We start from the raw sequence: 23,506 nt of genomic DNA, 5'->3' as shown, positions 1-23,506 counted from the left end.
TTTTTTCTGATACTTTTCCGAGAAACAAGAGTTCTCTTACTGGAAGCGGCCACATTTTTACCGGAATTTCGTCTGGAAATAAGGTATGTACTTTATTGGGCTTCTCGAAATCCGAGGCCATCTTCGCCAGTAGCTTATTGGTAGAGATTCCAACATTTACAGTAAAACCAAGATCTCCGTATATCTTATCTTTGATTTCATGTGCCGTTGCAACAGGATCCGGATAAATCAGGGATGTACCCGTCATATCCAGAAAAACTTCATCTATGGAAAAAGACTCCATCACCGGCGCATAAGAAGCACAGATTTTCTTAAATGCTTTGGAACATCGGTCAAAAAGTGCAAAATCACCGGGAATAACCGTCAGATTCGGACACTTTCTGAGAGCCATTGCCATGGGTTCGCCAGTTTGTATCCCGTATTTCTTTGCAGGAATTGATTTCGCAACTACAATGCCTGTACGCTTCTTCGGATCTCCGCCGATACAGGCCGGAATCTCTCTCAGATCAGGCAGACCCTGTCTCACTCTCCGCACCGCTTCCCAGGAAAGGAAAGCGCTGTTTACATCTATATGAAAGATCAAGCGTTCCATATCAGTCTGCTTTTACTGCCCAGCGCATCTTCGTAGAACGGGCTCTTCCGTTCTGTGCACACTCCTGTGCAGATGGGCGGATCACATCTTTGGCGTAATCAGAATAGATTCCTGCTTTGTATCCCTCTTTGAGAGCTTTCTTTACAAGTTTGTCCTCACCGGAATGGAACGTAAGAATTGCTACACGTCCACCCGGGCGCAGGGCATCTGGAAGTTTTTCCATAAATTCATATAATACTTCAAACTCACGGTTTACATCAATGCGAAGTGCCTGGAATGTTCTCTGGCAGGTTTTCTTGATGGTATCTTTCTTTTCTTTTTCCGGCAGGAAATCCAATGTTTTCTCGATGACCTGGCGCAGTTTTGTTGTTGTATCAATACGATTTCCTCTGCGAATTTCGTCAGTGATCGCTTTGGCAAGTTCTTCACAGTACGGCTCATCAGAATTCTCGTAGAGCATTCCCGCAAGTTCATCTCTTGATATGGTATCCAGTCTCTCTGCCGCACTGATTCCTGCTTCCTGATTCAGGCGGAGATCCAGAGGGCCGTCTACTTTGAATGAAAATCCTCTCTTGGGGTTGTCAATCTGCATGGAAGAAACTCCAAGGTCTGCAAGGATAAAATCGAATCCTCCTACTTCTTTCGCAATTTCATCGATGGTGCAGAAATTCTGAAGTTTCACTGTCAGCATATCTTCACCAAATCCCTGCTCTGCCAGACGTTTCTTAGTCTTATCAGATTCCTCAGGATCTACGTCTGTGGCATAGATATGACCTTTGCCGTTCAGACACTGCAGCATTGCTTTTGTATGTCCACCATAACCCAATGTAGCATCAAATCCTATCTCGCCTGGCTGAATGTTGAGAAAATCGATAATTTCTTTTACCATAATGGAAATGTGCATTCCTGCAGGGGTATTACCTTTCTGGATTACATGTTCAATCGTGTCTTTATATTTCTCAGGCTGAAGTTCCTTGTATTTCTCTTCAAATTTCTTTGGATATTTTCCTTTATAACGGACACGTCTTTTGTGCGGTGTCTGATACTGATTTTCCATAACTGTTTCCTTTCATATCTGTTTTCTTAACAATTATTCTGATTGTATCATATTTGAAAACTACAGTTCAATAGATTTCAATAAATTAAAGCAGCCAAAAACAGCTCTGAAACTTCATCAAAAAGTTCAGAGCTGTTTTTTTGTTGATGCTATTATGGGTTAACAACCAAAATAGTAACATTTATGAAACATATTCTCAATAGGAGGCTAATGGATAAAAATCGGTGTACTGAGAATCGAACATGTAGATGAAGCCTACATCCACAGATAACTAAAGAAATACTTAAGTCAGCCAGATAAAAACATCTGCTTCGCTGCCGGCTTATAAACACCCGAAAATTTACTGTTTTTCAAAAGATACATTTCAGTAATTTTCAGGTGTTTTATGTTGCTCAGATCTGAGCAGTTTTAACTATTTTGCTGATACTATTATTCCTGTGTGATGCCTGTTACTTCATATCCGGCTTCTTTGATCACTTCGCGGATCTTATCCTCATCCAGTTTCTGTGGTGCCTGGATCACAGTGGTTCCTTTTTCATGGGAAGAAACTACATCTTCTACTCCAAATGCTTCTTTAATTGCTTTGTTTACATGTGCTTCGCAGTGTCCGCACATCATTCCGGTTACATTTACTGTGATTGTTGTCATACCGTTGTTCTCCTTGTTTACTTTTATATTTTCCTGATCTTTGCGATCATGAATTTCTGTACTGCAGCAGTCTGCATCCTCATTTGTCATGTTTTTGTTTTCTGTATCTGCTGTCACATGAAGTTCTGCCGTATTCTGTTTGATTTTTTTGTCTTTAGATGCATCATGTACTTTGAACAGGTTCAGTCTCAGTGCATTGGTTACTACGCAGAAACTGGAAAGGCTCATTGCCGCTGCACCAAACATCGGATTCAATGTCCATCCGAAAATCGGGATCCATACACCAGCTGCAAGCGGAATACCGATCACATTGTAAAAGAACGCCCAGAAAAGGTTCTCATGGATATTCCTCAGTGTTGCACGGCTGAGACGGATTGCTGCCGGAACATCGCTTAACTGGCTTTTCATCAGTACCACATCTGCCGCATCAATGGCAACGTCTGTTCCTGCACCAATGGCGATTCCGATGTCTGCTCTTGTCAGTGCCGGTGCATCATTGATGCCGTCACCTACCATGGCAACTTTTCCTTTTTCTTTCAGAGAACGGATCACGCTTTCCTTGCCGTCCGGAAGTACGCCTGCAATGACTTCATCCACGCCTGCCTGCGCACCGATTGCTTTTGCAGTACGCTCATTATCACCGGTCAGCATAACCACACGGATTCCCATATTCTGCAGTTCTTTTACTGCTCTCGGGCTGTCCTCTTTCATAACATCTGCTACTGCGATCATACCGATCAACTTTCCGTTCTTTGTAAAAAGAAGCGGTGTTTTTCCCTCTCCTGCAAGCTTCTCAGCCTCTAAGATCAGTTCCGGTGTTATAGATACCTGATTGCTGATAAACTTCATACTTCCACCTGTCAGGACTTCATTATTTAAAACTGCACGAAGACCATTTCCCGGGAGTGCCTGGAAATCAGAAACCTCCTGTATTGTGATCTGCTGCTCCTCTGCTCTTGCAAGGATTGCTTTTGCCAGAGGGTGTTCACTTTTCTTCTCAAGTGCATATGCATAGGTCAGGAGTTCTTTCTCTGAAATTCCCTCTGCCGGAACCAGGTCTGTTACCTGCGGCTCACCCTTTGTGATCGTTCCAGTCTTATCAAGTGCAACAATCTGGATCTTCCCTGCTTCTTCCAAAGAAACAGCTGTCTTAAACAAGATTCCATTCTTGGCTCCCATTCCGTTTCCGACCATGATCGCAACCGGTGTGGCAAGTCCAAGTGCACACGGGCAGCTGATAACCAAAACAGAAATACCTCTTGCCAGTGCGAAACCGAATGGTCTGCCCACAAGTAGCCAGATGACGGTTGTTACAATGGCGATGCTGATAACTGCCGGAACAAAAACTCCGGAAACACGGTCTGCGATTTTTGCGATCGGTGCTTTGGTAGCTGCTGCATCACTGACCATCTTAATGATCTGTGAAAGCGTGGTATCTTCTCCTACACGGGTTGCCTCGCATCTGATAAATCCGGACTGGTTTACTGTTGCAGCGGAGACTGCATCTCCCGGATTCTTATCTACCGGAATACTCTCTCCTGTAAGTGCTGACTCATTGACTGCACTGTTTCCCTCAAGAATCACGCCATCCACCGGAATATTCTCACCAGGGCGAACTACGAAAATATCTCCTTTTCGTACCTGTTCAATCGGCACTGTGGCTTCCTGGCCGTCACGGACAACAACCGCAGTTTTCGAGGCCAGTTTCATAAGACCTTTCAGCGCGTCTGTAGTCTTTCCTTTGGAACGTGCTTCCAACATTTTTCCTACTGTGATCAGGGTCAGGATCATGGCTGCGGACTCAAAGTAGAACTCCATCATATAGTTCATTACTGCCGCTGAATCGCCGTCCACCTGTGCTCTTGTCATGGCAAAGAGCGCATAGACACTCCATACAAAGGATGCCATAGAGCCAAGTGCTACCAGTGTATCCATGTTTGGTGCACGATGCCACAGGCTCTTAAATCCGCTGATAAAGAATTTCTGGTTGATGACCATTATAATTCCTGCAAGCAGGAGCTGTACCAGTCCCATAGCAACATGGTTGCCATCGAACCATGCAGGCAGCGGCCATCCCCACATCATATGACCCATGGAGAAATACATCAGCACCAGCAGAAAGCCGATGGATGCGATCAGTCTTCTCTTTAATACAGGTGTTTCGTGATCCTCCAGTGCTTCCTCTGCCACAGAAGCAGACATCTGCTGCCCTGAAGCACCTTTTAAGGATGCTCCGTATCCGGCATCCTGTACTGCCCTGATGATCTCGTCGGAGCTTGCAGTTCCCTCTACTCCCATAGAGTTCGTCAACAGACTGACGGAACAGGATGTCACACCCGGAACCTTGGATACAGCCTTCTCAACTCTGGCACTGCAGGCTGCACAGCTCATTCCGGTTACGTTGTATTGTTCCATTCTCATTCCTCCTCAAAATTCGTACATCTGAATCCGCACTCTGCATACAATTAATGTTGATACTTGCGAGATGATGTACTTTCTTTCTCTTTCGACCACTTTACTTCATAAGTTTCTGTAAAGTTGTAACCAGCTCATCGATCGTCTCGTCCTTACCCTCACGGATATCTCGGGCTACGCAGGTGCGGATGTGATTTGCAAGCAGTTCCTTATTAAATGCATTCACTGCCGCATTGACTGCTGCCGACTGGATCAGGATATCATTACAGTACGCATCGTTCTCAAGCATACCAATAATTCCACGGATCTGTCCCTCCACACGTTTGAGACGGTTGATCAGTTTCCTGCGTTCCTTTTCGGAACGGTCTGTATGTTTCCCACAACAGGGACAGGCTTTCTTTTCCTGTGTATCAGCCATATAAATACCTCCTGTCACAATACCCTAATGGGGTATCCTTACAATAGGCACTATATACCCTTATGGGGTATTTGTCAATACCATATATAAAAAGTTTTGCAAAAAAGAGCCCCTGCAGAAAAGTCCGTTGTCTCACTATGTTTTGACAACATTATTTTCTGCAAAAGCTCCGAAAACTATGCTTTATGCACTTTTATGTACTTTTCGTCTGACAAAATAGAAACAAATCACCTGCATGACAATGGTCAGGATCCAGGATCCAGGATAGGAAATAAACAGCACAGACAGAGATCTGTGATTTGGGAAAATTCCGAAGATCCATACAATTCTGGTTCCTACCGTGCCTATTACAGATAAGATCATAGGCACAGCGGAATGCCCCATTCCACGCAGCGCTCCCGGAAACAGATCCATGATTCCGCATAAGAAATACGGTACCGTGGTATACGCCATAATCTCCATTCCGCACTGGATTACCTCAGAATCCTTCGTATAAATCTTAAGGATCTCAGATCCAAAGAAGTATGCGCTGCATCCAAGGGTCAGCGCCGTAACCACAGAGATGATAATACAGTCGATCAAAACCTTATCCATACGCTTATACTTGCGCACACCGTAATTCTGGCTGGTAAAGCTCATACACGCCTGTGTCACAGAGTTCACAGACATATACAGGAATCCAAAAATATTGTTGGCTGCCGTATATCCGGCCATTGCAATAGAACCAAAAGAATTGACCGAAGACTGCAGCAGCGCATTTGAGAAATTGATCACCGTACTCTGGATACCCGCCGGAATGCCCACCTGAAAAATCTGTTTCAGATAAGCTGTATTGATCTTCAGTTTCGAGAAACGAAGCTGATAGCTGGTCTGTGACCTATACAGACACCGCAGTACAAGGACGCAGGAAATCAGCTGTGAGATTACAGTTGCAATGGCAACACCTTCTACATCCAGATGAAATACGATCACAAGGATCATATTCAGCCCTGCATTCACAACACCCGAAATGATCAGGAAGATCAACGGACGCTTGGTATCTCCCACAGCTCTCAGGATCGCAGCTCCATAATTGTACAGCATAAAGAACGGCATCCCCAGGAAATATATCTTCATATACAGTGTAGACTGCCCGATCACATCCTCAGGGGTATCCATCAGTTCCAGTGCTCCCCTGGAAAAAATCAGTCCCACAAATGCCATGATCACGCCACTGATCAGTGCAAGAGTGATCGCTGTATGAACAGTTTCTGACATCTCTTTTTCCTTACCTGCTGCAAAGAATCGTGCTGCAAGAACATTCGCCCCAAGAGAAATCCCGATAAACAGATTGGTAAACACGTTGATCAGTGCAGTCGTGGAACCTACCGCAGCAAGCGCCACACTTCCGCTGAACCGCCCTACAACAATAATATCTACCGCATTGAACATCAGCTGCAAAATACCAGACAGCATCAATGGTAAGGAAAAGGAGATCAGCTTATCCATAATACTTCCATTACACATATCTATCTCATATTTATTCTGTTTCAAAATCCTCATCCTTTCGTATTTTGGTCAAAAAGCCTGTATTCCGGTTCAACCGCAACACAGGCCCGCTCTTGATCTTATTTATTCTTCTGCCAGAGTTCCCATATAATAGAATCCCTTACAGGTATCTAGCTTTACTTTTACGTATTTGCCCAGCATATCCTGGCATCCCGGGAAATGCACCAGAAGGTTGTACTGCGTTCTTCCTGTAAAAATACCCTTTTCCTTGCTCTCTTCTTCCACCAGAATCTCCTGTACAGTTCCCTCAAAGCGTGAAGAAGCTTCCCGTCCTTTCTCCTGAACCAGGGAAAGAAGACGGTCAAAACGATCCTTTACCACATCCTCCGGAACCTGATTTTCCATTTTCGCTGCAGGTGTTCCGCTTCTCTTGGAATAGATAAAGGTAAACGCTGTGTCAAAGCAGCTCTTCTCTACCACATCCAGAGTATCCTGGAAATCCTCTTCTGTTTCACCGGGAAATCCTACGATAATATCTGTTGTCAGAGAAATATCCGGTACTGCTTTACGGATTTTCTCCACAAGTTCCAGATATTTTTCCTTATCATAACGGCGGTTCATGATTTTTAAAATACGGCTGCTTCCGGACTGCATTGGCAGGTGCAGATGGTGGCAGACTTTCTTACTTTTCGCCATGGTCTCAATAAGCTCATCAGACAGATCCTTCGGATGGGAAGTCATAAAGCGGATTCTCTTCAGCCCTTCAATCTCTTCTACTCTCTGTAACAGCCGGGCAAAGGTAACTGGGTGTTCCAATGTCTTACCGTAAGAATTTACATTCTGTCCCAGAAGCATAATTTCTGTTACGCCATCTGCAACCAGTCCTTTAATCTCTTCAATAATATCTTCCGGTTCGCGGCTCTTTTCCCTTCCTCTTACATAAGGTACGATACAATAACTGCAGAAATTATTGCAGCCAAACATAATATTTACACCTGTTTTAAAGGAATATTTACGGTCAGAAGGCATTCCCTCTACGATCTCGTCGGATTCTTTCCATACGTCAATGATCTGTCCTTCTGTATTTAAGCTTCTGTAAAAAAGTTCCGGGAACTTATGGAAATTATGAGTTCCGAATACCAGATCCACGAAAGAATAATCCTTATGGATCTTCTCGATCACTTCCGGTTCCTGCATCATGCAGCCGAAAAGTACGATCTTCATATCTGGTTTATGTCTCTTAATGCTCTTTAAATGTCCAAGGTGTCCGTAAATCTTCAGATTGGCATTCTCTCTGACTGTACATGTATTATAGATTACCACATCTGCGTTTTCTTCTTTCTCCACTTCTTTATAGCCCATTCGTTTCACGATTCCGGCTACTGTATCTGTCTGCAGAGAATTCATCTGACATCCTGCATTCTGGATAAAGAAGCAAGGCTGTCTGTCATATTTCTCCTTAACCAGATCTGTACATTTACTGATATATTCTAACTGTACTTTACTCTCCTGTGTATTGCTCACTCTTTATTTCCTCGTCTTTCTCACTTACATTCTGTTATTTCTGCTTCTTTTCATTCTATTGATCTTCTTTGTTACTATCTGTTCTGTGTACAGTAACAGCGCTCTTTCTATCATACAGAATTTACAGCCGGATGTCAAACAAAAGAAAACTCTGATCTCACATTAATTCAGGGAATAAATATATTCCAGTGGAAGAAGCCGGATTTCCTTTTCATTTCCTGCAGGAAGGTCCGGTATCTCGATGGCCAGAGACGGCTGCCGGATCACTTCTGCATAAAACTGCTCCAGGGCCCCCATATCAGGATCCTCCCGTTTTTTCTGCACCTCATGAAAAGCTCCCCGTTCCAGACGATATCCGCTGCATTTCTGCAGATATCTAGCCAGTCTGTAATTCCTCTGATTATAGGCAAAGCCTTTCTCCTGTCTGCAGTAAATGATTCTTCCCCTGGAAAACCCAAATGTCAGAAGCCCTGCACTTTTATATTCCTGAAAAATACTGATCAGCGCTTTCGTTTCATTTTCACTGGCAGGTTCCTGATTGATCCTTCTTCTTTGATAATAATTGGTAGGAAAATTTCTTCCCAGTTCTACCCCTCGTGCATTACAGTTAAATTCCTCCACAGGCCGGTTCTGCATTTTCAGCATCTGTCTGTAAATAGGATTCCTGATCACATTGTAGCCACAGGCTGCGATCTCATATCCATCCGGATTCAGAACAGGGATCAGACAGATCCTGACTCTGTCCAGAAGCTTTCTCACTTCGTAATTCTCATCCATCACCCATCCACATTCGTAGGCCTGACAGTATTCTGCTGCCATATGAAGTAGATATTCCGGCATTATACCGTCTTTCCCTCCGATACCGCTGACACAGAAAATGCAGATATCCCCTTTTCCAATCTCCAGCATGGGAATCATCCTGTCATCATGACTCCTGCCGATCACCCGAAACTGCGCAAATTTCCCATATCTCTGTCCTGTCTCCCACAATGCCAGATATACTTTCTCATATGTACAGGTTTCTTTCACTGTCATGCTCTTCCCCTCCTGCCCAAAAAAAGACAGACCACTTTCGGTCTGTCTCTTTCGTAATCCATTATGATTCTATTGTTAAAAACTCTTACATTTCTTTTTTACGTCTTCTGACAAGAACATATCCACCGGCAAGGATTGATGCTGCCGCCAGAGCCATCATTGTACCGATTGGTGATTCGTCACCTGTAGATACGGCACTTCTGGCTGTTCCGTTTGCTTCACCTGCATAGGTGGTAGGTGTAAGATAACTGTCGTCTACACTTGTACCATTTGCATCTCCGCCTGTACCGTCTGTGCCATCTGAACCACCCGGAACCGGTGTTCCGCTTACATTGGTAAGAGGTGCTGCCTTGAAGGAAAACTGTTTGGATTCAATCACACCGTCCTGAGATACCCACTCGCTTCCGCTGTAAACCTGTTTCTGGAAGAATACATAGATTGGATATGTCTTCTCTTTCTCTGTATAAATACCCTTCTGGGCACCAATTTTCCATACAGTGTGTCGGTCACCGCTGTCAGGATTGGAAGACATGCTCCAGTATACAGGAACCCATCTTACATCTCCCTCTACAGGATTGGTATTATCTGTACCAGCACCCTTTGCACTGAATTCATAGAAAGTATTCGGATAGAATACCAGTGCTTTCTCAAATCCCTGGATCGTACTGTCCTCTACCTTGGCAACATTATGCGGTGCTGAAGTTGGCGTTACAGTCGGGGTTGGAGTATTAGATGCAGGTGGACGATCAGATGCTATCGGCTGGAACTTGCAGGAATGATAATTGTTATTATCCTTCTCACTGATCACTGTAACATAAATGTCAACATCATATTCCGGAAGATCTTCAACCGTTACAGTTGTAACAGTATCTGCATCAATAGCTGTACCGGATATTGTGATCTCAGGGGCCTTCGCTCCTCTTTTTACCCAGTCAACTGAATAAATACCTTTGATATTGGAACGGAATTTAATTCTTACTTTATTGTGTCCAGTCCATTTCATCTCCACACCGGTAACCTTCGCTTTCGTTGGTTTCTCAGTGGGTTCCGGTTTCTCGGTTGGGTCTGGTTTTTCTGTCGGTTCAGCTGCACTGATCAGTGTACCTGTCTCACTCAGCTTGAACTTCTCATCACCTTCATATGTAAACTGTGGCAGAACATCAGCCAACTTCACATCTTCTACGCCGTCCAGAAGTTCAACTACCTTGACATCAGCTTTCGGAGTTTTCACACTTACTCCTACGGATGAATCGGAAACCACACCGTTTACTTTGATCACGCCGGATTCTGCCAGCAGAACATTACTTGCTACATTAAAGGAATCTTTTACCATGTTTTCGGAGACTTTTACAGTTCCTTTTAAATAAACAGTTCCTTCACTGTACACACCTGCACCGGAAGCTGCAGTATTGCCGGTGATCGTGCCTCCCATCAGATAAACTTCACCATCTGCCATGTTTCTGATCGCGCCGCCGTCAGCAGAAGTTTCATTGTTGGTAAGTGTTACGCCGTCAGATAATCCAAACACGCCGCTGTTCACTTCAATAAGAGAACCTTCCACATCCTCTCCTGCACCATCAACTGTAAGAGTTCCTGTGGCAATCGCTGTTCCATCTGTATCTGTCACTGTTCCCCCTGCAATCTGTAAGGTACCGCCGGATACTGTAAATATGTTGGCTTTAAATCCATCTGCACGCTTAATAATTGTATTTTCTGCCGCTGCTACAACCATGATGTTTTTATTTGCAGGTACATCGATCGTTTCATCAATTTCGATCGTACCGGCTATTTTAATATAAACCGGATTCTGGTCAGCTGTGCTGTCCGGAGCATTTGCAAATGCTTCTTTTAAAGAAGTATATGCAGTCTCTCCGATAGCGATGGTTCCCTCCCCCTCACTCTGAGCTGCTGCAGGCTCTTCTTCCGGAGTCTCAGTTGGCTCTGCAGGAGTTTCTGTAGGATCTGCTGCCGGTTCGTCTGTATCTGCAGGAGTTTCATCTGCCGGGGTTTCCGTAGGGTCTGCTGCTGGTTCGTCTGTATCTGCAGGAATTTCATCTGCCGGGGTTTCATCTGTTGTATCCGCAGGTGTCTCATCAGACGGTGTCTCGTCTGCTGTCTCAGATGCATCAAACTCTCCGCCTGTCTCTTCACTGGCTGCAGCCACTTCATTCTCTGCTGCAAATGAGGCTGTCGGTGCCATGCCCACGGATAAAGCACCAGCCATCATTAATGCAAAAAGCTGTTTTCTTCTCATTATTTTATTTCCTCCCGTGAATGAGTTATATTCTAAAAACTAAAACTGAAGAAAGTATAACATACCTTTTCAAAAAAATCAAATTTACGGACGAATTTGCCCGTTTCCGTAAATGATATATTTTGTCGTTGTCAGGGCCAGAAGTCCCATAGGTCCTCTGGCATGGAGCTTCTGGGTGCTGATCCCGATCTCTGCCCCGAATCCGAATTCAAATCCGTCTGTAAATCTGGTAGAAGCATTCACATAAACCGCCGCTGCATCTACCTCATCCAGGAACTTCTGGGCATTGGTATAATTATTGGTGATGATTGCTTCAGAATGTCTGGTATTATATTTATTGATATGTGCAATAGCCTCCTCCACAGAAGATACCACTTTTACAGAGAGTATATAATCCAGATATTCCTTTCCCCAGTCCTCCTCAGTGGCGTGTACAGCACCGGGAATAAGTTCATAAGCTGCCTGGTCTGCACGGATCTCCACATGTTTCTCCTGAAGTCTCTTAGCCAGAACCGGCAGAAACGCATCTTTTACTTTCTCATGGACCAGAACCGATTCGCAGGCATTACACACGCCTACCCGCTGGGTCTTGGCATTGATGATAATATCTGCCGCCATCTGCAGGTCTGCTGTTTCATCCACATATGTATGACAGTTTCCTGTACCTGTCTCAATAACAGGAATGGTGCTCTGCTCTACTACTGCCTTGATCAGTCCTCTGCCTCCCCGGGGTATCAGCACATCCACATACTGGTTCATCTTCATAAACTCAGCAGCAGTCTCTCTGGAAGTATCAGAAATAAGCTGGATGGCATCCTCTGTCACCCTCTGTTCTTTCAGAGTTGCACGGATGCTGTTTACAATGGCCTCATTGGAATGAATGGCATCACTGCCGCCCTTTAAGATCACAACATTGCCGGTTTTAAAGCATAACGCAAATGCATCTGCTGTTACATTTGGCCTTGCTTCGTAAATGATCCCGATCACGCCCAACGGTACCCGCTTCTGTCCGATCAGCAATCCGTTAGGACGTTTTTTCATTCCGGTAACTTCCCCGATGGGATCATCCAGAGCAGCAACCTGCCGTAATCCTTCTGCCATTCCCTCGATTCTGCTCTCTGTCAGGAGAAGCCGATCGATCAGTCCTTCCGGCATCTGGTTACGTTTCCCCTCTTCCACATCCACTGCATTGGCACGGATCAGTGTCTGTGTATCCTTCACCAGTCTGTCAGCCACTGCAAGAAGTACCTCATTCTTCTTATCAGTGGAAAGATTTCTCATTTCTGTTTCAGCCGCCTTCGCATTCACGCCAAGGTGGTTCAGCATTTCATTCATGTCCCGGTCTCCTTTCCGTCAGTTATGCAAGATAGCATGTTTCCTTTTCTGTTACGATGATCTGCGGGCAGATATCTGTAGGCTCTGTGGGAACCTCCGGTAACATCTGAAAAGAAAACGCGATGGCAACTCTCTCCATCTGTGGATGTTTCTCCAGATAGCGATCATAAAATCCACCACCATATCCGACTCTGTGATTGTTTCTGTCAAAAGCCACCCCTGGCATGATCATCAGTGCCTGCGGCCAGTCAACGATCTCTCCCGATGCCGGCTCGGGAATTCCAAAGTAACCCGGTTCCAGCTGGGAAAAATCTGTCAGCTTATAGAACACCATATCTTTTCCCGCGACTTTCGGAACTGCTACTTCTTTGCCGGCTTTCCATGCTTCCTTAATAAGATACTCTGTCACAACCTCATGGTTGTAATCTGCATATACTAGAATGCGGCTGGCATTCTTAAATGCAGGAAGGGCAATTACTCTCTCTGTGATGGTAAGGCTCATCGACCTTATCTGCTCATCAGTGCGAAGTTTTCTTTCCGCGAAAATCTTTTTTCTAATGTCTTTTTTTGAGTCCATATTTTTCTCCCAGATTAACGATCGTTCCATCGTCCATTTTCACATCAATGTTATCCAGCTGAGAACGCAGGTTCATGCGTACAGATGCAAGATATTCCTTACGAAGCAGTTCCCGCTCTTTCTTCTCTTCTTCTGTAAGTCCTACACTCTTCGCTTTATGTGCAAGTACATTAATACGATCGATCTTTTCGGCTTCCATGGTATTCCCTCCTGTAATTTTTATAATAATTTATCAATAATATCAATCAGATATACTTCCTCTTTGGACTGGCTCACAAACAGCGTTCCGTAATTACGTCCCTCTGTGATCTTATGGATCACATGGAAATCTGCTCCGTTTGCGATCACCATATCTACACCTGCAGCAGATGAGATCTGTGCCGCGGTCAGCTTCGTGGCCATTCCGCCTGTTCCGACTTTGCTTCCGGAAGTGCCTTTTCCCATGTTCAGCAGCTCATCATCCAGGCTCTCAACCACATCAATGAATTTCGCAGACGGATTTGTGTTTGGATCGTCTGTGAAAAGTCCGTCAATATCTGATAAAAGGATCAGCAGATCTGCCTGTACAAGGGCAGCTACTACTGCAGACAAGGTATCATTATCTCCGAATTTCTCCAGGTTCTGAAGCTCATAGGTGGAAATAGAGTCATTCTCATTTACAATAGGGATAACTCCCAGGCTCAGCAGTTCATTAAATGTATTCTGCGCATTCTTGCGGTTAATGTTATTTACCATTGTATTCTTGGTCATCAGTATCTGCGCAGACGGCTGATTGTATTCAGAAAAAAGTTTCTGATAGATCATCATCAGTCTGGCCTGTCCCACTGCCGCACATGCCTGTTTCCCTTTAAGTTCTGTAGGCTTTTCCTTCATTCCAAGTGCCGCAACTCCCGTCGCGATAGCACCTGAAGAAACCAGCACAACATCCTTTCCCTGGTTGCGCAGGTCACAGAGTTCTCTTGCTAACACTTCCAGTTTACGCAGGTTCAGTCTTCCTGTCTCCGGATGAGTCAGGGAAGAAGAACCGATCTTGATCACAATTCGTTTTTTATTCTTAAGTCTTTCCCGGTAATTCATTTTTCTGGTACTCCATATATATTTTTTTCTGCAAAATTCCTGCCACAATCACCGTGTGATTCCAAGCTCATCCAGTGCCCTGGCCTGTTTTGCCTCCATCACTGCCGCTTCCTCAGGTGTCATATGATCGTATCCCAGCAGGTGAAGCATGCTGTGTGCAACCAGGAAACAGAATTCTCTGGTTATGCTGTGTCCGTATTCTTCAGCCTGGGCAAATACCTTATCCACTGAAATCATAATATCTCCCAGCAGCAGTTCCCCTGTATCCAGGTCAAAATAAGACTCGTCCTCTTCCACGATCCCGTAATCTGCAGGACTCTCAAAAGGAATCATGGGAAATGAAAGAACATCTGTAGCTCTTTCTATATTTCTGAATTCCGTGTTCACTCTTTTGATCTCTTCATTATCTGTCAGAACCAGATTTACCTGTGCTTCATAGGGACATTCTTCCATATCCAGCACATGCTCTGCCACTTTCTTTACAAGAGCTTCATAGTCGATCCCCAGCTCTCTCTCCGTTTCATAATCTATCTGTATGGTCATCTGTCGTTCCCTCCGTTTCTCCTTCTGGCAGGTCTTTCCGGTTTCTGTTTTTTCTCATATGCATCATATGCCTGAACAATCTGCTGAACCAGCGGGTGGCGGACAACGTCCTTGCTGGTAAGCTGACAGAAACCAATATCATCGATCTTCTTCAGTACCTTCATGGCTACATCCAGACCGGATACCGCATCACGGGGAAGATCCTTCTGGGAAGCATCTCCGGTAATGATCACCTTTGAACCGAATCCGATACGCGTCAGAAACATTTTCATCTGTGCAGGTGTGGTATTCTGGGCTTCATCCAGAATAATAAATGCATTATCCAGAGTACGCCCGCGCATATAGGCAAGAGGTGCCACCTCAATCAGGCCGCGTTCCATATTTTTTGCGAAACTGTCAGCACCCATGATCTGGTAAAGCGCATCATAAAGAGGGCGAAGGTAGGGATCTACCTTGCTCTGAAGATCACCTGGAAGGAAGCCCAGTTTCTCCCCTGCTTCAATGGCCGGACGTGTAAGAATGATCCTGCTTACTTCTTCATTTCTGAATGCAGTAACTGCCATCGCCATTGCCAGATATGTTTTACCTGTACCTGCCGGTCCCACACCAAATACGATCATTTTCTTACGGATCTGCTCTACATACTCTTTCTGACCCAGTGTCTTGGGCTTGATAGGTCTTCCCTGTATGGTATTACAGATAAAGTCTTTATCAATCTCTGTCAGTACTTCATTTTGTTGTTCCATTGCAAGGGAAAGAGCATAATTTACATTCTGCTTCGTGATGATATTGCCCCGTTTCGCCAGAACTACCAGTTCTTCGATAAGTTTTTTCGCAGAAACCGCGCTCTGCTCATTTCCCATTATTTTCAAAATGCCATCCCGTGATATCACAGTGACATTCAAAGTTCTCTCTATCAGCTTCAGATGTTCATCAAACTGACCGAATACATTTGCCTCCTGGTCAGCAGGAACCTCTGTGTGCAATTCAATTATACTGCCTGCCATCCTGTATGTCCTTTCCGTTTATAATTCTATCAGATTTTTATATTGTAACACCTCTTTATCAGTTTTTAAACAAAAAGTTTGAAGTTGATGCTTCCTTCCCTGTTTTTTCTGCGACCAGAAGGGTTCCGCGGGCAGTACAGGCGGTTTTTGATACAGAAATGCGGACATGATTTTCCAGGATCTGTTTTTCTTTTTCCATCAGTTCTCTCTCATAATCCTGAAGCTGTGAAACAGCAAGATCCTCTGCTTCTCTTTCTGTATAAACTCCTGCTGTCTGTCGGTATTTTATCTGTTTCACTTTTCCCAGTGCCAAAGGCAGCCTGAAATTTTCTGTAAGATAAAGAGGGAGTTCCTCAGAATACTTCCGCCAGTCATCACCTTTATGTCCAAAGATTTCCAGATACCACTTTCCCACTTTTACATACCAGCCACTGCTCTCCTCTCCGGTCTTTTTCAGAGTTTTGTTTTTCAGCGGAATTTCTTTATAATATGAAATCTTCCTGGAAATATAAATATCTGCATCTGAATGAACATATTCATACCGCTGGATCTCCTGCTCATCATTCATGATATGGACTTCCCCCGATACCAGCACTTCTCCTTTTTTACAGGTATCTCCCGGTTTTTTTACCGGAACTCCTGAACGGACGATCATCTTCACGATCGTTCCGTCCTGATTGGCGATCAGATCGCAGGGAGTTTCTTCCTGAACTTCCCGTTTCTCTGAAATCCCTTCCTGAATCTCCAGAATCAGCCTGGTTCCTTCTATTCTGGCAGAAACCCAGGTGATTTCCGGAAACTGTTTTCGTACTGCTGCTGCGATCTCACTACAGCTTACAGATGCTTTCGCCATTCCATGACTGACTCCCTGCTTTTCCAGAAATTCCAGGATCTCCGGTTTACTGTTCTGAACATTTCCCTGAATATGAATGTTCCAGATCCTCCCTGACAGGAAAAACAGCAATACAAGTCCAAGTGAAAAGCCTGCAAAAAAAGCCTTCCTTTTTTTGCTTCGTAAAAAAAAGAAGGGCATTCCCTGTTTCTCAGTGACCTGTATATGTACGCCTGTTTTATTCCTGACCGGCCGCAGGCGGAAAAAATCCCGGATCTTTATTCTGGCAGTGATCTGCCCTTCCTTCCGTCTAATATGCTCCATGGAAATATTTCTGCTTCTGCACAGATTTAAAAAACGTTCCAGCTGATTTCCCCTCACCAGAATGGTAACACTTCCGGATAAACAGCGAAAGATTTTTCCCATATTTCTATCCCGACAGTTTCTGCGGAAAAACAGAAGAAATCGTTCCTGTTATCTTCATTTCCTGTGGGGTATACCACAGGATCTCCAGATTTTTCCCGCAAATACTTACCTTTCCCCGAAGAGTCAAAATCACGATCTCTGATTCTGTATATACCAGAATACATTTATAATTCTCGATCAGTGCCTCTGTTGTCCCTGTAAGGGTCACAATGGGTTCACTGTATGCCAGATCTGCCGGAAGTTCCAGTGCAGATACCATCTGTTCCTTCCATGGTCTGTTTTTTTTCATAAAAAAATCCCTCCGGCTTTTCTAACAGTTTATGCCGGGGGATTCTTATGTATGTCTCAGGAACGGAACAGAACCATGGAAAACCACAGGATCGTGTTGCCTCCCAGATTGTATTCCATGGATTCCCGTTCTACGATCTCATTTACTACTACTCCATGGCTTTCCAGACAGGGATGCATTCTGTCCGGAAATCTGCATGGCTTGCCTTCCTTGTAAGCACATTTCTCACAGATATCACAGGACTCTGTAGAGAGGATATAGATTTCATAGCCTTCAGATTGCAGATACTGCCCTACCTTTGTGGTAAGCTCCTCATGTGCATGTCTGGTGGACAGCATTTCTTCCATATTCATAATATCCGAGACTTCTGCAACACTGGAAAAAAATATAGCCTGAGGATAGGATCTGATCTTTTTTTCACATTCTTCCAATGTTCCTACTGCCGGAGGACAGGCCCAGGTGGAATCATATCTCTGGCATTCCTCCCGACAGATCGTCCGGACACGCTGTTCGATTCCTATCCCTTTTGTATCCAGCAGACGATATTCATAAATTGGATACTGGGATATAAATTCTTCAAATTTCTCTATATTCATATTGTTTTCTCCTCTGTCCGGTCATCCTCTACTTATGGTATGGCTCATGATTCATGATCCGGTAGCTTCTGTATATCTGCTCCAGCAGGATCATCTGCATCAGCTGATGAGGAAATGTCATCTTCGAAAAACTGAGTTTATAATCCGCTCTCTGCAGTACTTTCTCACTCAGTCCAAGAGACCCTCCTATCACAAATGCAACAGAGCTGATTCCTGACACGCCCAATTTCTCAATCTTCTCGGAAAGTTCTACTGAATCCAGCATTTTTCCATCGATTGCAAGTGCGATCACATAATCCTGATCACGGATATATTTCATAAGACGATCGCCTTCTGTATCTTTAATCTGTATGTTCAAAGCATCAGATGCCTTGTCCGGTGTTTTCTCATCCGGAACCTGAAAAAAACTCAGTTTACAGTATCTGCCAAGGCGCTTGGCATATTCCGCGATTCCGTCACTTAAATATTTTTCTTTGATCTTTCCAACTGTAAGAATACGAATTTCCATATACTTTATACCTTTTCGTTTCTGTTTTTTACATTTTCTGTCAGCTGCATGCACTGGCCTTTTTTGTATTTTCGGCACAGTTTCCATGACCGTACCTAATACTGCAGATAATACTCTCTGGTTGTAGCCTTGCTGACCTTCCCGCTGTCCGTCACAAGGATTACATTAAGAACATGGTATCCCTCCGGCATGGAAATCGGCCTTTCATAGACAGTGCTGTTCACATCCGGCATGGAATCAAAAGCATAGTACGCAGTACAGCCATCCGGTATTGTTACTTTAATCTTGGTCTTCTTTTCATAATCTCCCGATTTCGGAGATACTTTCGGTGCCTTGGGAATCTGAAGATTGATCACATAGGTTCCCCCTGCCACCTTACTCATGACACCATATTCATTGATGCACACAGCCTTAACTTCTACAGTTCCCTCCTGAAGAGTGATCGGTTCTGTATATTTCTGGCTTTTCTCTGTGGGAATCGTCCCATCCATCGTGTAATAGATCTCCCCGTCATCTGACTCCATCTCCAGACTCTGGACAGACGTATAGGTTCCCGGGGAAAGTTTCACTGTCGGCGGTTCACAGATATATTCTCCACATGCCCGACGGATCTCCCTGCTGCAGTCCTTCAGAAGATCTTCTGCCTCCCGGATCTGACCATTCTCTATCATCATTCGGACCAGAGCCCTGTATACATCCGGTCCTGTCTCTTCATTACCCAGAAGAGGCTTTAAAATGAGAATGGCAGACTCCAGATCTTCCTGTTTCTCCATGATCTGCGACAACAGGATATTCGCTGCTTCATTGTCCGGTTTCTGTTCCAGTGCATCATTCACAGCTTCTATGGCAGAGGCATAATTCTCCTGTTCAAACTGTCTCTGGGCATAAGAGTACAATGCCGAAAATGTATGAAGCTGTCTGTAACAGAATGCACCCAGAATGACCGCTGCTGCTATAAGCAGCAGGATGATCTGTTTTTTTCCAGGTTTTCTCAGCCTGAATCCTGTTTTCTTTTTCTCTTTTACGGGCTTTCTCTGCTGCTGTTTCTTCATCTGTGTTTCTACAGAATCGAACTCCCTGACCCACGGGATCTCCGCAAGACAATGGGGGCAATACAAAGAACCTTTTTCTACTTCTTTGTGACATTTAGGACATTTCATAAACCGCCCTCTCTGATATCTTTTCAGAATCAAGCAGATTTCAGACTCCGCTTTGTTACTTAATTGTTTTCCAGATAATTCTGGAATTCCTCCATGGACATAAGAACTTTCCTTGGTTTCGTACCTTCTTCCGGTCCTACAACCCCTGCATCACAGAGCTGATCCATGATCCTGGCAGCTCTGTTAAATCCGATCTTGAACATTCTCTGAAGCATTCCGATAGATGCTTTTTCTTTCTCTATGATAAATTTACCTGCTTCTTCGAAATGTACATCCCTGTCTTCTCCTGATCCACCGGCTGCTGACAACGGAGTATTTACCTGCTGTTCAATCTGTGCATTATACTGAACCCCTGGATTTTTATCTGCCAGAAATTCCACAACATCGCTGACTTCCTCATCTGAAACAAAAGCTCCCTGCAGTCTGGCAGGTTTCTGATAACCCTGTGGATAGAAAAGCATGTCTCCTTTTCCCAGAAGCTTTTCTGCACCGTTCATATCCAGGATGGTACGGGAATCCACTCCCGAAGATACGGAAAAAGCAATCCTGGACGGCATATTGGCCTTGATCAGGCCTGTGATAACATTTACAGACGGACGCTGTGTGGCAATGATCAAATGAATGCCTGCTGCCCGGGCAAGCTGTGCCAGACGGCAGATCGCATCCTCCACTTCTCCAGGTGCAACCATCATCAGATCTGCAAGCTCATCTACAATGATCACGATCTGCGGCAGTTTCTGAGGTGGCTCCTCTCCCTCTGCCACATGCATGGTTTCGATCTTTTTATTATACTCTCCCAGATTACGCACACCGTATTCTGCAAATGTATTATAACGGTTTGTCATCTCCGTAACTGCCCAGTTCAGAGCACCAGCTGCCTTCTTTGGTTCTGTAACTACAGGAATGAACAGATGAGGAATTCCATTATAGACACTGAGTTCTACCACCTTCGGATCGATCATGATCAGTTTTACTTCTTCCGGTTTCGCCTTATACAGAATACTGATGATCAGTGTATTGATACATACGGATTTACCGGAACCCGTGGCTCCTGCGATCAAAAGGTGAGGCATTTTCGCAATATCTGCCACCACTGTTTTACCTGCAATATCTTTTCCCACAGCAAAAGAAAGCTTCGATTTCGCCTTCTGGAATTCTTCAGACTGGAGCAGATCCCGAAGCATAACTGTACTGTTTTCCTTATTCGGAACTTCGATTCCCACAGCAGCCTTGCCCGGGATCGGTGCCTCGATCCTGATATCCGGAGTAGCCAGATTCAGTTTGATATCATCAGCCAGGCCTACGATCTTGCTGACCTTCACTCCCATTTCCGGCTGAAGCTCATAACGGGTAACCGTAGGGCCGCAGCTTACATTGGTAACTGTTACATTTACTCCGAAATTATGTAAAACCTCCTGCAGTTTCTGTGCCGTCTTTCTCAGATGCGCATCAGAATCTCCCTGGGACTTCCCACTTCCTTTTTTCAGAAGATTTAACGTAGGAAATTTATATTCTTTTTTTACGGCTATCTCCTGCTGGCTGATCTCGTGCTGGATATTTACAATTCCGTTTTTGATCTCTGCTTCAGAAGATTTCGGATTCTTCGAAGGCTGCCGCGGTGCCTTCTCCTGCTGAAAAGGGGGCACTTCCTCCGGAATATCTGTCTCTTCCTGAATCTCAGGTTCCACTTCTGCCTCCGGCTGGATCTGCTCAGCCCGATGGATCTCAAAATCCATGGCAGGCGGCTGGGAAGCTGCTGTCTCCTGTTCCTCTGTTACCTGTGTATCTGCTGTTTCTTTTTCAGCTCTTCGCTGTTTCTTCTCTGTTTTCTTTCTTTTCTTCGGTGCTTCTTTCTCTCCGTAGCCGGTGAGCTTGGTTCCTTCCAGAAATCCACCTTTCATCTTTCTGGCTTCCTGCGGATCCAGCAGAAAATCATCATCCCCTGCCAAAAGTTCCTTCTCATCCTCGGCAAGTTCTGCTTCCAGCTTGCGGATCCGTTCTTCTCTGCGTTCCTCTCTTAACTGCTGTCTCTGCTGTGCTCTGGCTTCTTTTCTAAGTCTGCGCTCCGGCTGTCCCTCCTGATAACGGGCACGGCCATTTTTAACCAGATCAATGATCTTTATTACGATCATTGTGACGAAATCCAGCAGGGAACGCTGTGTGATTATGATCATGCATACTACAAAAGCAAGGATAATGATCACATATCCCCCTACTGTTCCAAACGCAGATGTGATTGAAATGCAGATCGCGCCTCCGATCAGTCCACCGCCACTTTTATAATCTGCACTCAGGGCAAAATAATCCCCCAGTGTTGTACTGGATATATAGCCATCTGTAAGAAGCTGTGCAGCCCCACACATGAAAATAAACATCACTATTACTGCCGCTATCTTCTTATATGCCAATCTGTTGGTCTTATTGATAAGTAGAAATGCTGATCCCATAAAAAAAAGAATCGGAAAAATATACGCCATCAGCCCAAACAGCCCAAATCCGAAATTGCTGATCGCACTTCCTACGAATCCACCCAGTCCCAGATTGCTTGCAAATAAAATAATACAGGCTGCCAGAAGCACAAAGATAATGATTTCTGTCTGAAATCTCCCTGTTTCCTGCTGAATACTCCAATCCTGCGCATCCCTGGTTTTTCTTTTCCTCTTCGCACTTTTGGTATTTCTGCTTTTCGATGCTGCCATTTTAAGTCTCCCCTCCTGTTTTCATGCACCCTGTCATTTCCCAGGCATGCATCCCCTTACAATACAAAATTCACAGCCAGAGTCACTGCACCGGCTACAAAAGAATAATATGCGAAATTACGCAGTTTCGTCTTCTGTGTCATCTGCAGCATAGACCGGATCACGAAGCATCCCACAAACCCTGCAATGACCATTGCAAATACAGAAGCGAATCCCAGGCCTATAGTCATCTCCGAAGCTCCGAAATATTTCACCTCAGTAAAAAAAGCCCCTACGATCGCAGGAAGACTCATAAATACAGAAAATCGCACTGCAAATTTACGGCTGTATCCGCACAAAAGCGCTGCACATATAGTAAAGGCCATCCTGGAAATTCCAGGAAATACTGCAAGTCCCTGACAGATTCCGATCCACATCGCAGTATCGTAAGAAGCCTCTCTCGGTCCTTTCGTTCCTCCTGATCTGTTCAGGTCAGTGACCAGAAGAAGTACCCCTGTGATCAGAAAACCAATTCCCGGAAAAAAGGAAGAATCAGCAGCCAGCACTGCCAGTCTGGAGGATACAAGTCCCAGACATACAGTAGGGATCATAGAAATTACAAGCAGGGCCGCAAATTTACGGTAGGTACCCGTAACAATCCTGGCATAATTCAAATGTTTTCCTGTTTTCTTATTGTGAATAAAAAGATTTATATTTCCGATCACATCCAGAAACATCTGGAGCAGTTCAATACCGATCTGTTTCAGATCTTTTTTAAACAGAAATATAATGGCTGCCGCAGTTCCCAGATGAAGCATTGCCTCTATCAGAAGTCCTGTGTCATGTCCGATTCCGAAAAGCTGTTCCGCCACACATAAGTGTCCGAAACTGCTTACCGGGATAAACTCTGTAACTGCCTGGAACACAGCCAGCAAGATCAAATATAATACTATCATAAGTCAGATTCCTTTTCCTGTATACTATCTGGGTTATTATAGCACAATTAAATCTGGTTTACAACCGCGAAACCAGATCTGTCAGACAGGC

Annotated in this window: 21 protein-coding genes (1 of these 21 running past the window's edge); all 21 read right to left on the bottom strand. The window is 44.6% G+C overall.

Annotation, left to right across the window (positions count from 1 at the left end; all coding sequences use genetic code 11):
- Positions 1-592, bottom strand: partial view of a DNA polymerase Y family protein gene (locus R8695_RS07950; RefSeq protein ID WP_154779851.1) — the 5' portion only. Its footprint begins 671 nt before the window's first position; the window shows 592 of its 1,263 coding nt (coding positions 1-592); its start codon is at positions 590-592; its stop codon lies off the left edge, out of view.
- 1 nt (position 593) lies between these two features.
- Positions 594-1,649: a 16S rRNA (cytosine(1402)-N(4))-methyltransferase RsmH gene (rsmH, locus tag R8695_RS07945; protein ID WP_118508892.1), complete on the bottom strand. Its 1,056-nt coding sequence runs from the start codon at positions 1,647-1,649 to the stop codon at positions 594-596.
- Positions 1,650-2,078: 429 nt separating this feature from the next.
- Positions 2,079-4,712, bottom strand: coding sequence for a heavy metal translocating P-type ATPase (locus tag R8695_RS07940; protein ID WP_154779852.1), 2,634 nt, complete (start codon positions 4,710-4,712; stop codon positions 2,079-2,081).
- 100 nt (positions 4,713-4,812) lie between these two features.
- Positions 4,813-5,130: a metal-sensing transcriptional repressor gene (locus R8695_RS07935; RefSeq protein WP_118508894.1), complete on the bottom strand. Its 318-nt coding sequence runs from the start codon at positions 5,128-5,130 to the stop codon at positions 4,813-4,815.
- 183 nt (positions 5,131-5,313) lie between these two features.
- Positions 5,314-6,672, bottom strand: a complete 1,359-nt coding sequence (locus R8695_RS07930) for an MATE family efflux transporter (RefSeq protein WP_154779853.1) — start codon at positions 6,670-6,672, stop codon at positions 5,314-5,316.
- Positions 6,673-6,741: 69 nt separating this feature from the next.
- The gene (gene miaB, locus R8695_RS07925; protein ID WP_167829746.1) at positions 6,742-8,142 is read right to left on the bottom strand and encodes a tRNA (N6-isopentenyl adenosine(37)-C2)-methylthiotransferase MiaB; all 1,401 of its coding nucleotides are present in this window, start codon (positions 8,140-8,142) and stop codon (positions 6,742-6,744) included.
- Positions 8,143-8,304: 162 nt separating this feature from the next.
- On the bottom strand, positions 8,305-9,177 hold the full coding sequence (locus R8695_RS07920) for a M14 family zinc carboxypeptidase (protein ID WP_118508897.1): 873 nt from the start codon (positions 9,175-9,177) through the stop codon (positions 8,305-8,307).
- An 85-nt stretch (positions 9,178-9,262) separates the two neighbouring features.
- Entirely contained in the window at positions 9,263-11,431 is a 2,169-nt protein-coding gene (locus tag R8695_RS07915) for an LPXTG cell wall anchor domain-containing protein (protein ID WP_154779854.1), read from the bottom strand.
- An 84-nt stretch (positions 11,432-11,515) separates the two neighbouring features.
- Positions 11,516-12,766: a glutamate-5-semialdehyde dehydrogenase gene (locus R8695_RS07910; protein ID WP_118508899.1), complete on the bottom strand. Its 1,251-nt coding sequence runs from the start codon at positions 12,764-12,766 to the stop codon at positions 11,516-11,518.
- Between the two features lie 22 nt (positions 12,767-12,788).
- Positions 12,789-13,343: a 5-formyltetrahydrofolate cyclo-ligase gene (locus tag R8695_RS07905; RefSeq protein WP_154779855.1), complete on the bottom strand. Its 555-nt coding sequence runs from the start codon at positions 13,341-13,343 to the stop codon at positions 12,789-12,791.
- A complete protein-coding gene (locus R8695_RS07900; RefSeq protein WP_118508901.1) occupies positions 13,321-13,542 on the bottom strand; it encodes a DUF896 domain-containing protein in 222 nt (73 codons plus the stop codon). Before R8695_RS07900 ends, R8695_RS07905 begins: the two co-directional genes overlap by 23 nt.
- A gap of 20 nt (positions 13,543-13,562) precedes the next feature.
- Complete coding sequence (proB, locus tag R8695_RS07895; protein ID WP_154779856.1) at positions 13,563-14,420, bottom strand: glutamate 5-kinase; 858 nt, start codon at positions 14,418-14,420, stop codon at positions 13,563-13,565.
- 48 nt (positions 14,421-14,468) lie between these two features.
- Positions 14,469-14,963 carry an rRNA maturation RNase YbeY gene (gene ybeY, locus R8695_RS07890; RefSeq protein WP_118508903.1) on the bottom strand — a complete coding sequence of 165 codons (495 nt, stop codon included), beginning with the start codon at positions 14,961-14,963 and terminating at the stop codon, positions 14,469-14,471.
- Positions 14,960-15,970, bottom strand: coding sequence for a PhoH family protein (locus R8695_RS07885; RefSeq protein WP_118508904.1), 1,011 nt, complete (start codon positions 15,968-15,970; stop codon positions 14,960-14,962). Before R8695_RS07885 ends, ybeY begins: the two co-directional genes overlap by 4 nt.
- Positions 15,971-16,028: 58 nt before the next feature.
- Complete coding sequence (locus R8695_RS07880) at positions 16,029-17,228, bottom strand: sporulation protein YqfD (protein ID WP_118508905.1); 1,200 nt, start codon at positions 17,226-17,228, stop codon at positions 16,029-16,031.
- A 4-nt stretch (positions 17,229-17,232) separates the two neighbouring features.
- Positions 17,233-17,517 (bottom strand): YabP/YqfC family sporulation protein, encoded by a 285-nt coding sequence (locus R8695_RS07875; RefSeq protein WP_118508906.1) that lies wholly within the window; start codon positions 17,515-17,517, stop codon positions 17,233-17,235.
- A 56-nt stretch (positions 17,518-17,573) separates the two neighbouring features.
- The gene (locus R8695_RS07870) at positions 17,574-18,113 is read right to left on the bottom strand and encodes a DUF2284 domain-containing protein (RefSeq protein ID WP_118508907.1); all 540 of its coding nucleotides are present in this window, start codon (positions 18,111-18,113) and stop codon (positions 17,574-17,576) included.
- Between the two features lie 28 nt (positions 18,114-18,141).
- Positions 18,142-18,621 carry a 23S rRNA (pseudouridine(1915)-N(3))-methyltransferase RlmH gene (gene rlmH, locus R8695_RS07865; RefSeq protein WP_118509066.1) on the bottom strand — a complete coding sequence of 160 codons (480 nt, stop codon included), beginning with the start codon at positions 18,619-18,621 and terminating at the stop codon, positions 18,142-18,144.
- Between the two features lie 95 nt (positions 18,622-18,716).
- Positions 18,717-19,781 carry a chitobiase/beta-hexosaminidase C-terminal domain-containing protein gene (locus R8695_RS07860; RefSeq protein WP_154779857.1) on the bottom strand — a complete coding sequence of 355 codons (1,065 nt, stop codon included), beginning with the start codon at positions 19,779-19,781 and terminating at the stop codon, positions 18,717-18,719.
- A gap of 59 nt (positions 19,782-19,840) precedes the next feature.
- The gene (locus tag R8695_RS07855; protein ID WP_154779858.1) at positions 19,841-22,480 is read right to left on the bottom strand and encodes an FtsK/SpoIIIE family DNA translocase; all 2,640 of its coding nucleotides are present in this window, start codon (positions 22,478-22,480) and stop codon (positions 19,841-19,843) included.
- 56 nt (positions 22,481-22,536) lie between these two features.
- A complete protein-coding gene (locus tag R8695_RS07850; RefSeq protein ID WP_118508910.1) occupies positions 22,537-23,415 on the bottom strand; it encodes an undecaprenyl-diphosphate phosphatase in 879 nt (292 codons plus the stop codon).
- Positions 23,416-23,506 lie beyond the last annotated feature (91 nt).

The sequence above is a fragment of the Blautia luti genome (genome assembly GCF_033096465.1).
Taxonomy (GTDB): Bacteria; Bacillota; Clostridia; order Lachnospirales; family Lachnospiraceae; genus Blautia_A; species Blautia_A luti.
The sequence above is the reverse complement of the archived record's forward strand: the minus strand, read 5'-3'. Positions and strand labels throughout refer to the sequence as shown.

Bases quoted from the DNA above. Each gene is read 5' to 3' on its own strand.
- R8695_RS07860 (WP_154779857.1), bottom strand. From the start codon at position 19,781: ATGAAATGTCCTAAATGTCACAAAGAAGTAGAAAAAGGTTCTTTGTAT.
- R8695_RS07920 (WP_118508897.1), bottom strand. From the start codon at position 9,177: ATGACAGTGAAAGAAACCTGTACATATGAGAAAGTATATCTGGCATTG.
- R8695_RS07870 (WP_118508907.1), bottom strand. From the start codon at position 18,113: ATGAATATAGAGAAATTTGAAGAATTTATATCCCAGTATCCAATTTAT.
- proB (WP_154779856.1), bottom strand. From the start codon at position 14,420: ATGAATTACCGGGAAAGACTTAAGAATAAAAAACGAATTGTGATCAAG.
- R8695_RS07930 (WP_154779853.1), bottom strand. From the start codon at position 6,672: ATGAGGATTTTGAAACAGAATAAATATGAGATAGATATGTGTAATGGA.
- R8695_RS07880 (WP_118508905.1), bottom strand. From the start codon at position 17,228: ATGGGAAAAATCTTTCGCTGTTTATCCGGAAGTGTTACCATTCTGGTG.
- rlmH (WP_118509066.1), bottom strand. From the start codon at position 18,621: ATGGAAATTCGTATTCTTACAGTTGGAAAGATCAAAGAAAAATATTTA.
- R8695_RS07850 (WP_118508910.1), bottom strand. From the start codon at position 23,415: ATGATAGTATTATATTTGATCTTGCTGGCTGTGTTCCAGGCAGTTACA.
- R8695_RS07855 (WP_154779858.1), bottom strand. From the start codon at position 22,480: ATGGCAGCATCGAAAAGCAGAAATACCAAAAGTGCGAAGAGGAAAAGA.
- R8695_RS07935 (WP_118508894.1), bottom strand. From the start codon at position 5,130: ATGGCTGATACACAGGAAAAGAAAGCCTGTCCCTGTTGTGGGAAACAT.
- ybeY (WP_118508903.1), bottom strand. From the start codon at position 14,963: ATGACCATACAGATAGATTATGAAACGGAGAGAGAGCTGGGGATCGAC.
- R8695_RS07910 (WP_118508899.1), bottom strand. From the start codon at position 12,766: ATGAATGAAATGCTGAACCACCTTGGCGTGAATGCGAAGGCGGCTGAA.
- R8695_RS07940 (WP_154779852.1), bottom strand. From the start codon at position 4,712: ATGGAACAATACAACGTAACCGGAATGAGCTGTGCAGCCTGCAGTGCC.
- R8695_RS07905 (WP_154779855.1), bottom strand. From the start codon at position 13,343: ATGGACTCAAAAAAAGACATTAGAAAAAAGATTTTCGCGGAAAGAAAA.
- rsmH (WP_118508892.1), bottom strand. From the start codon at position 1,649: ATGGAAAATCAGTATCAGACACCGCACAAAAGACGTGTCCGTTATAAA.
- R8695_RS07900 (WP_118508901.1), bottom strand. From the start codon at position 13,542: ATGGAAGCCGAAAAGATCGATCGTATTAATGTACTTGCACATAAAGCG.
- R8695_RS07885 (WP_118508904.1), bottom strand. From the start codon at position 15,970: ATGGCAGGCAGTATAATTGAATTGCACACAGAGGTTCCTGCTGACCAG.
- R8695_RS07915 (WP_154779854.1), bottom strand. From the start codon at position 11,431: ATGAGAAGAAAACAGCTTTTTGCATTAATGATGGCTGGTGCTTTATCC.
- R8695_RS07875 (WP_118508906.1), bottom strand. From the start codon at position 17,517: ATGAAAAAAAACAGACCATGGAAGGAACAGATGGTATCTGCACTGGAA.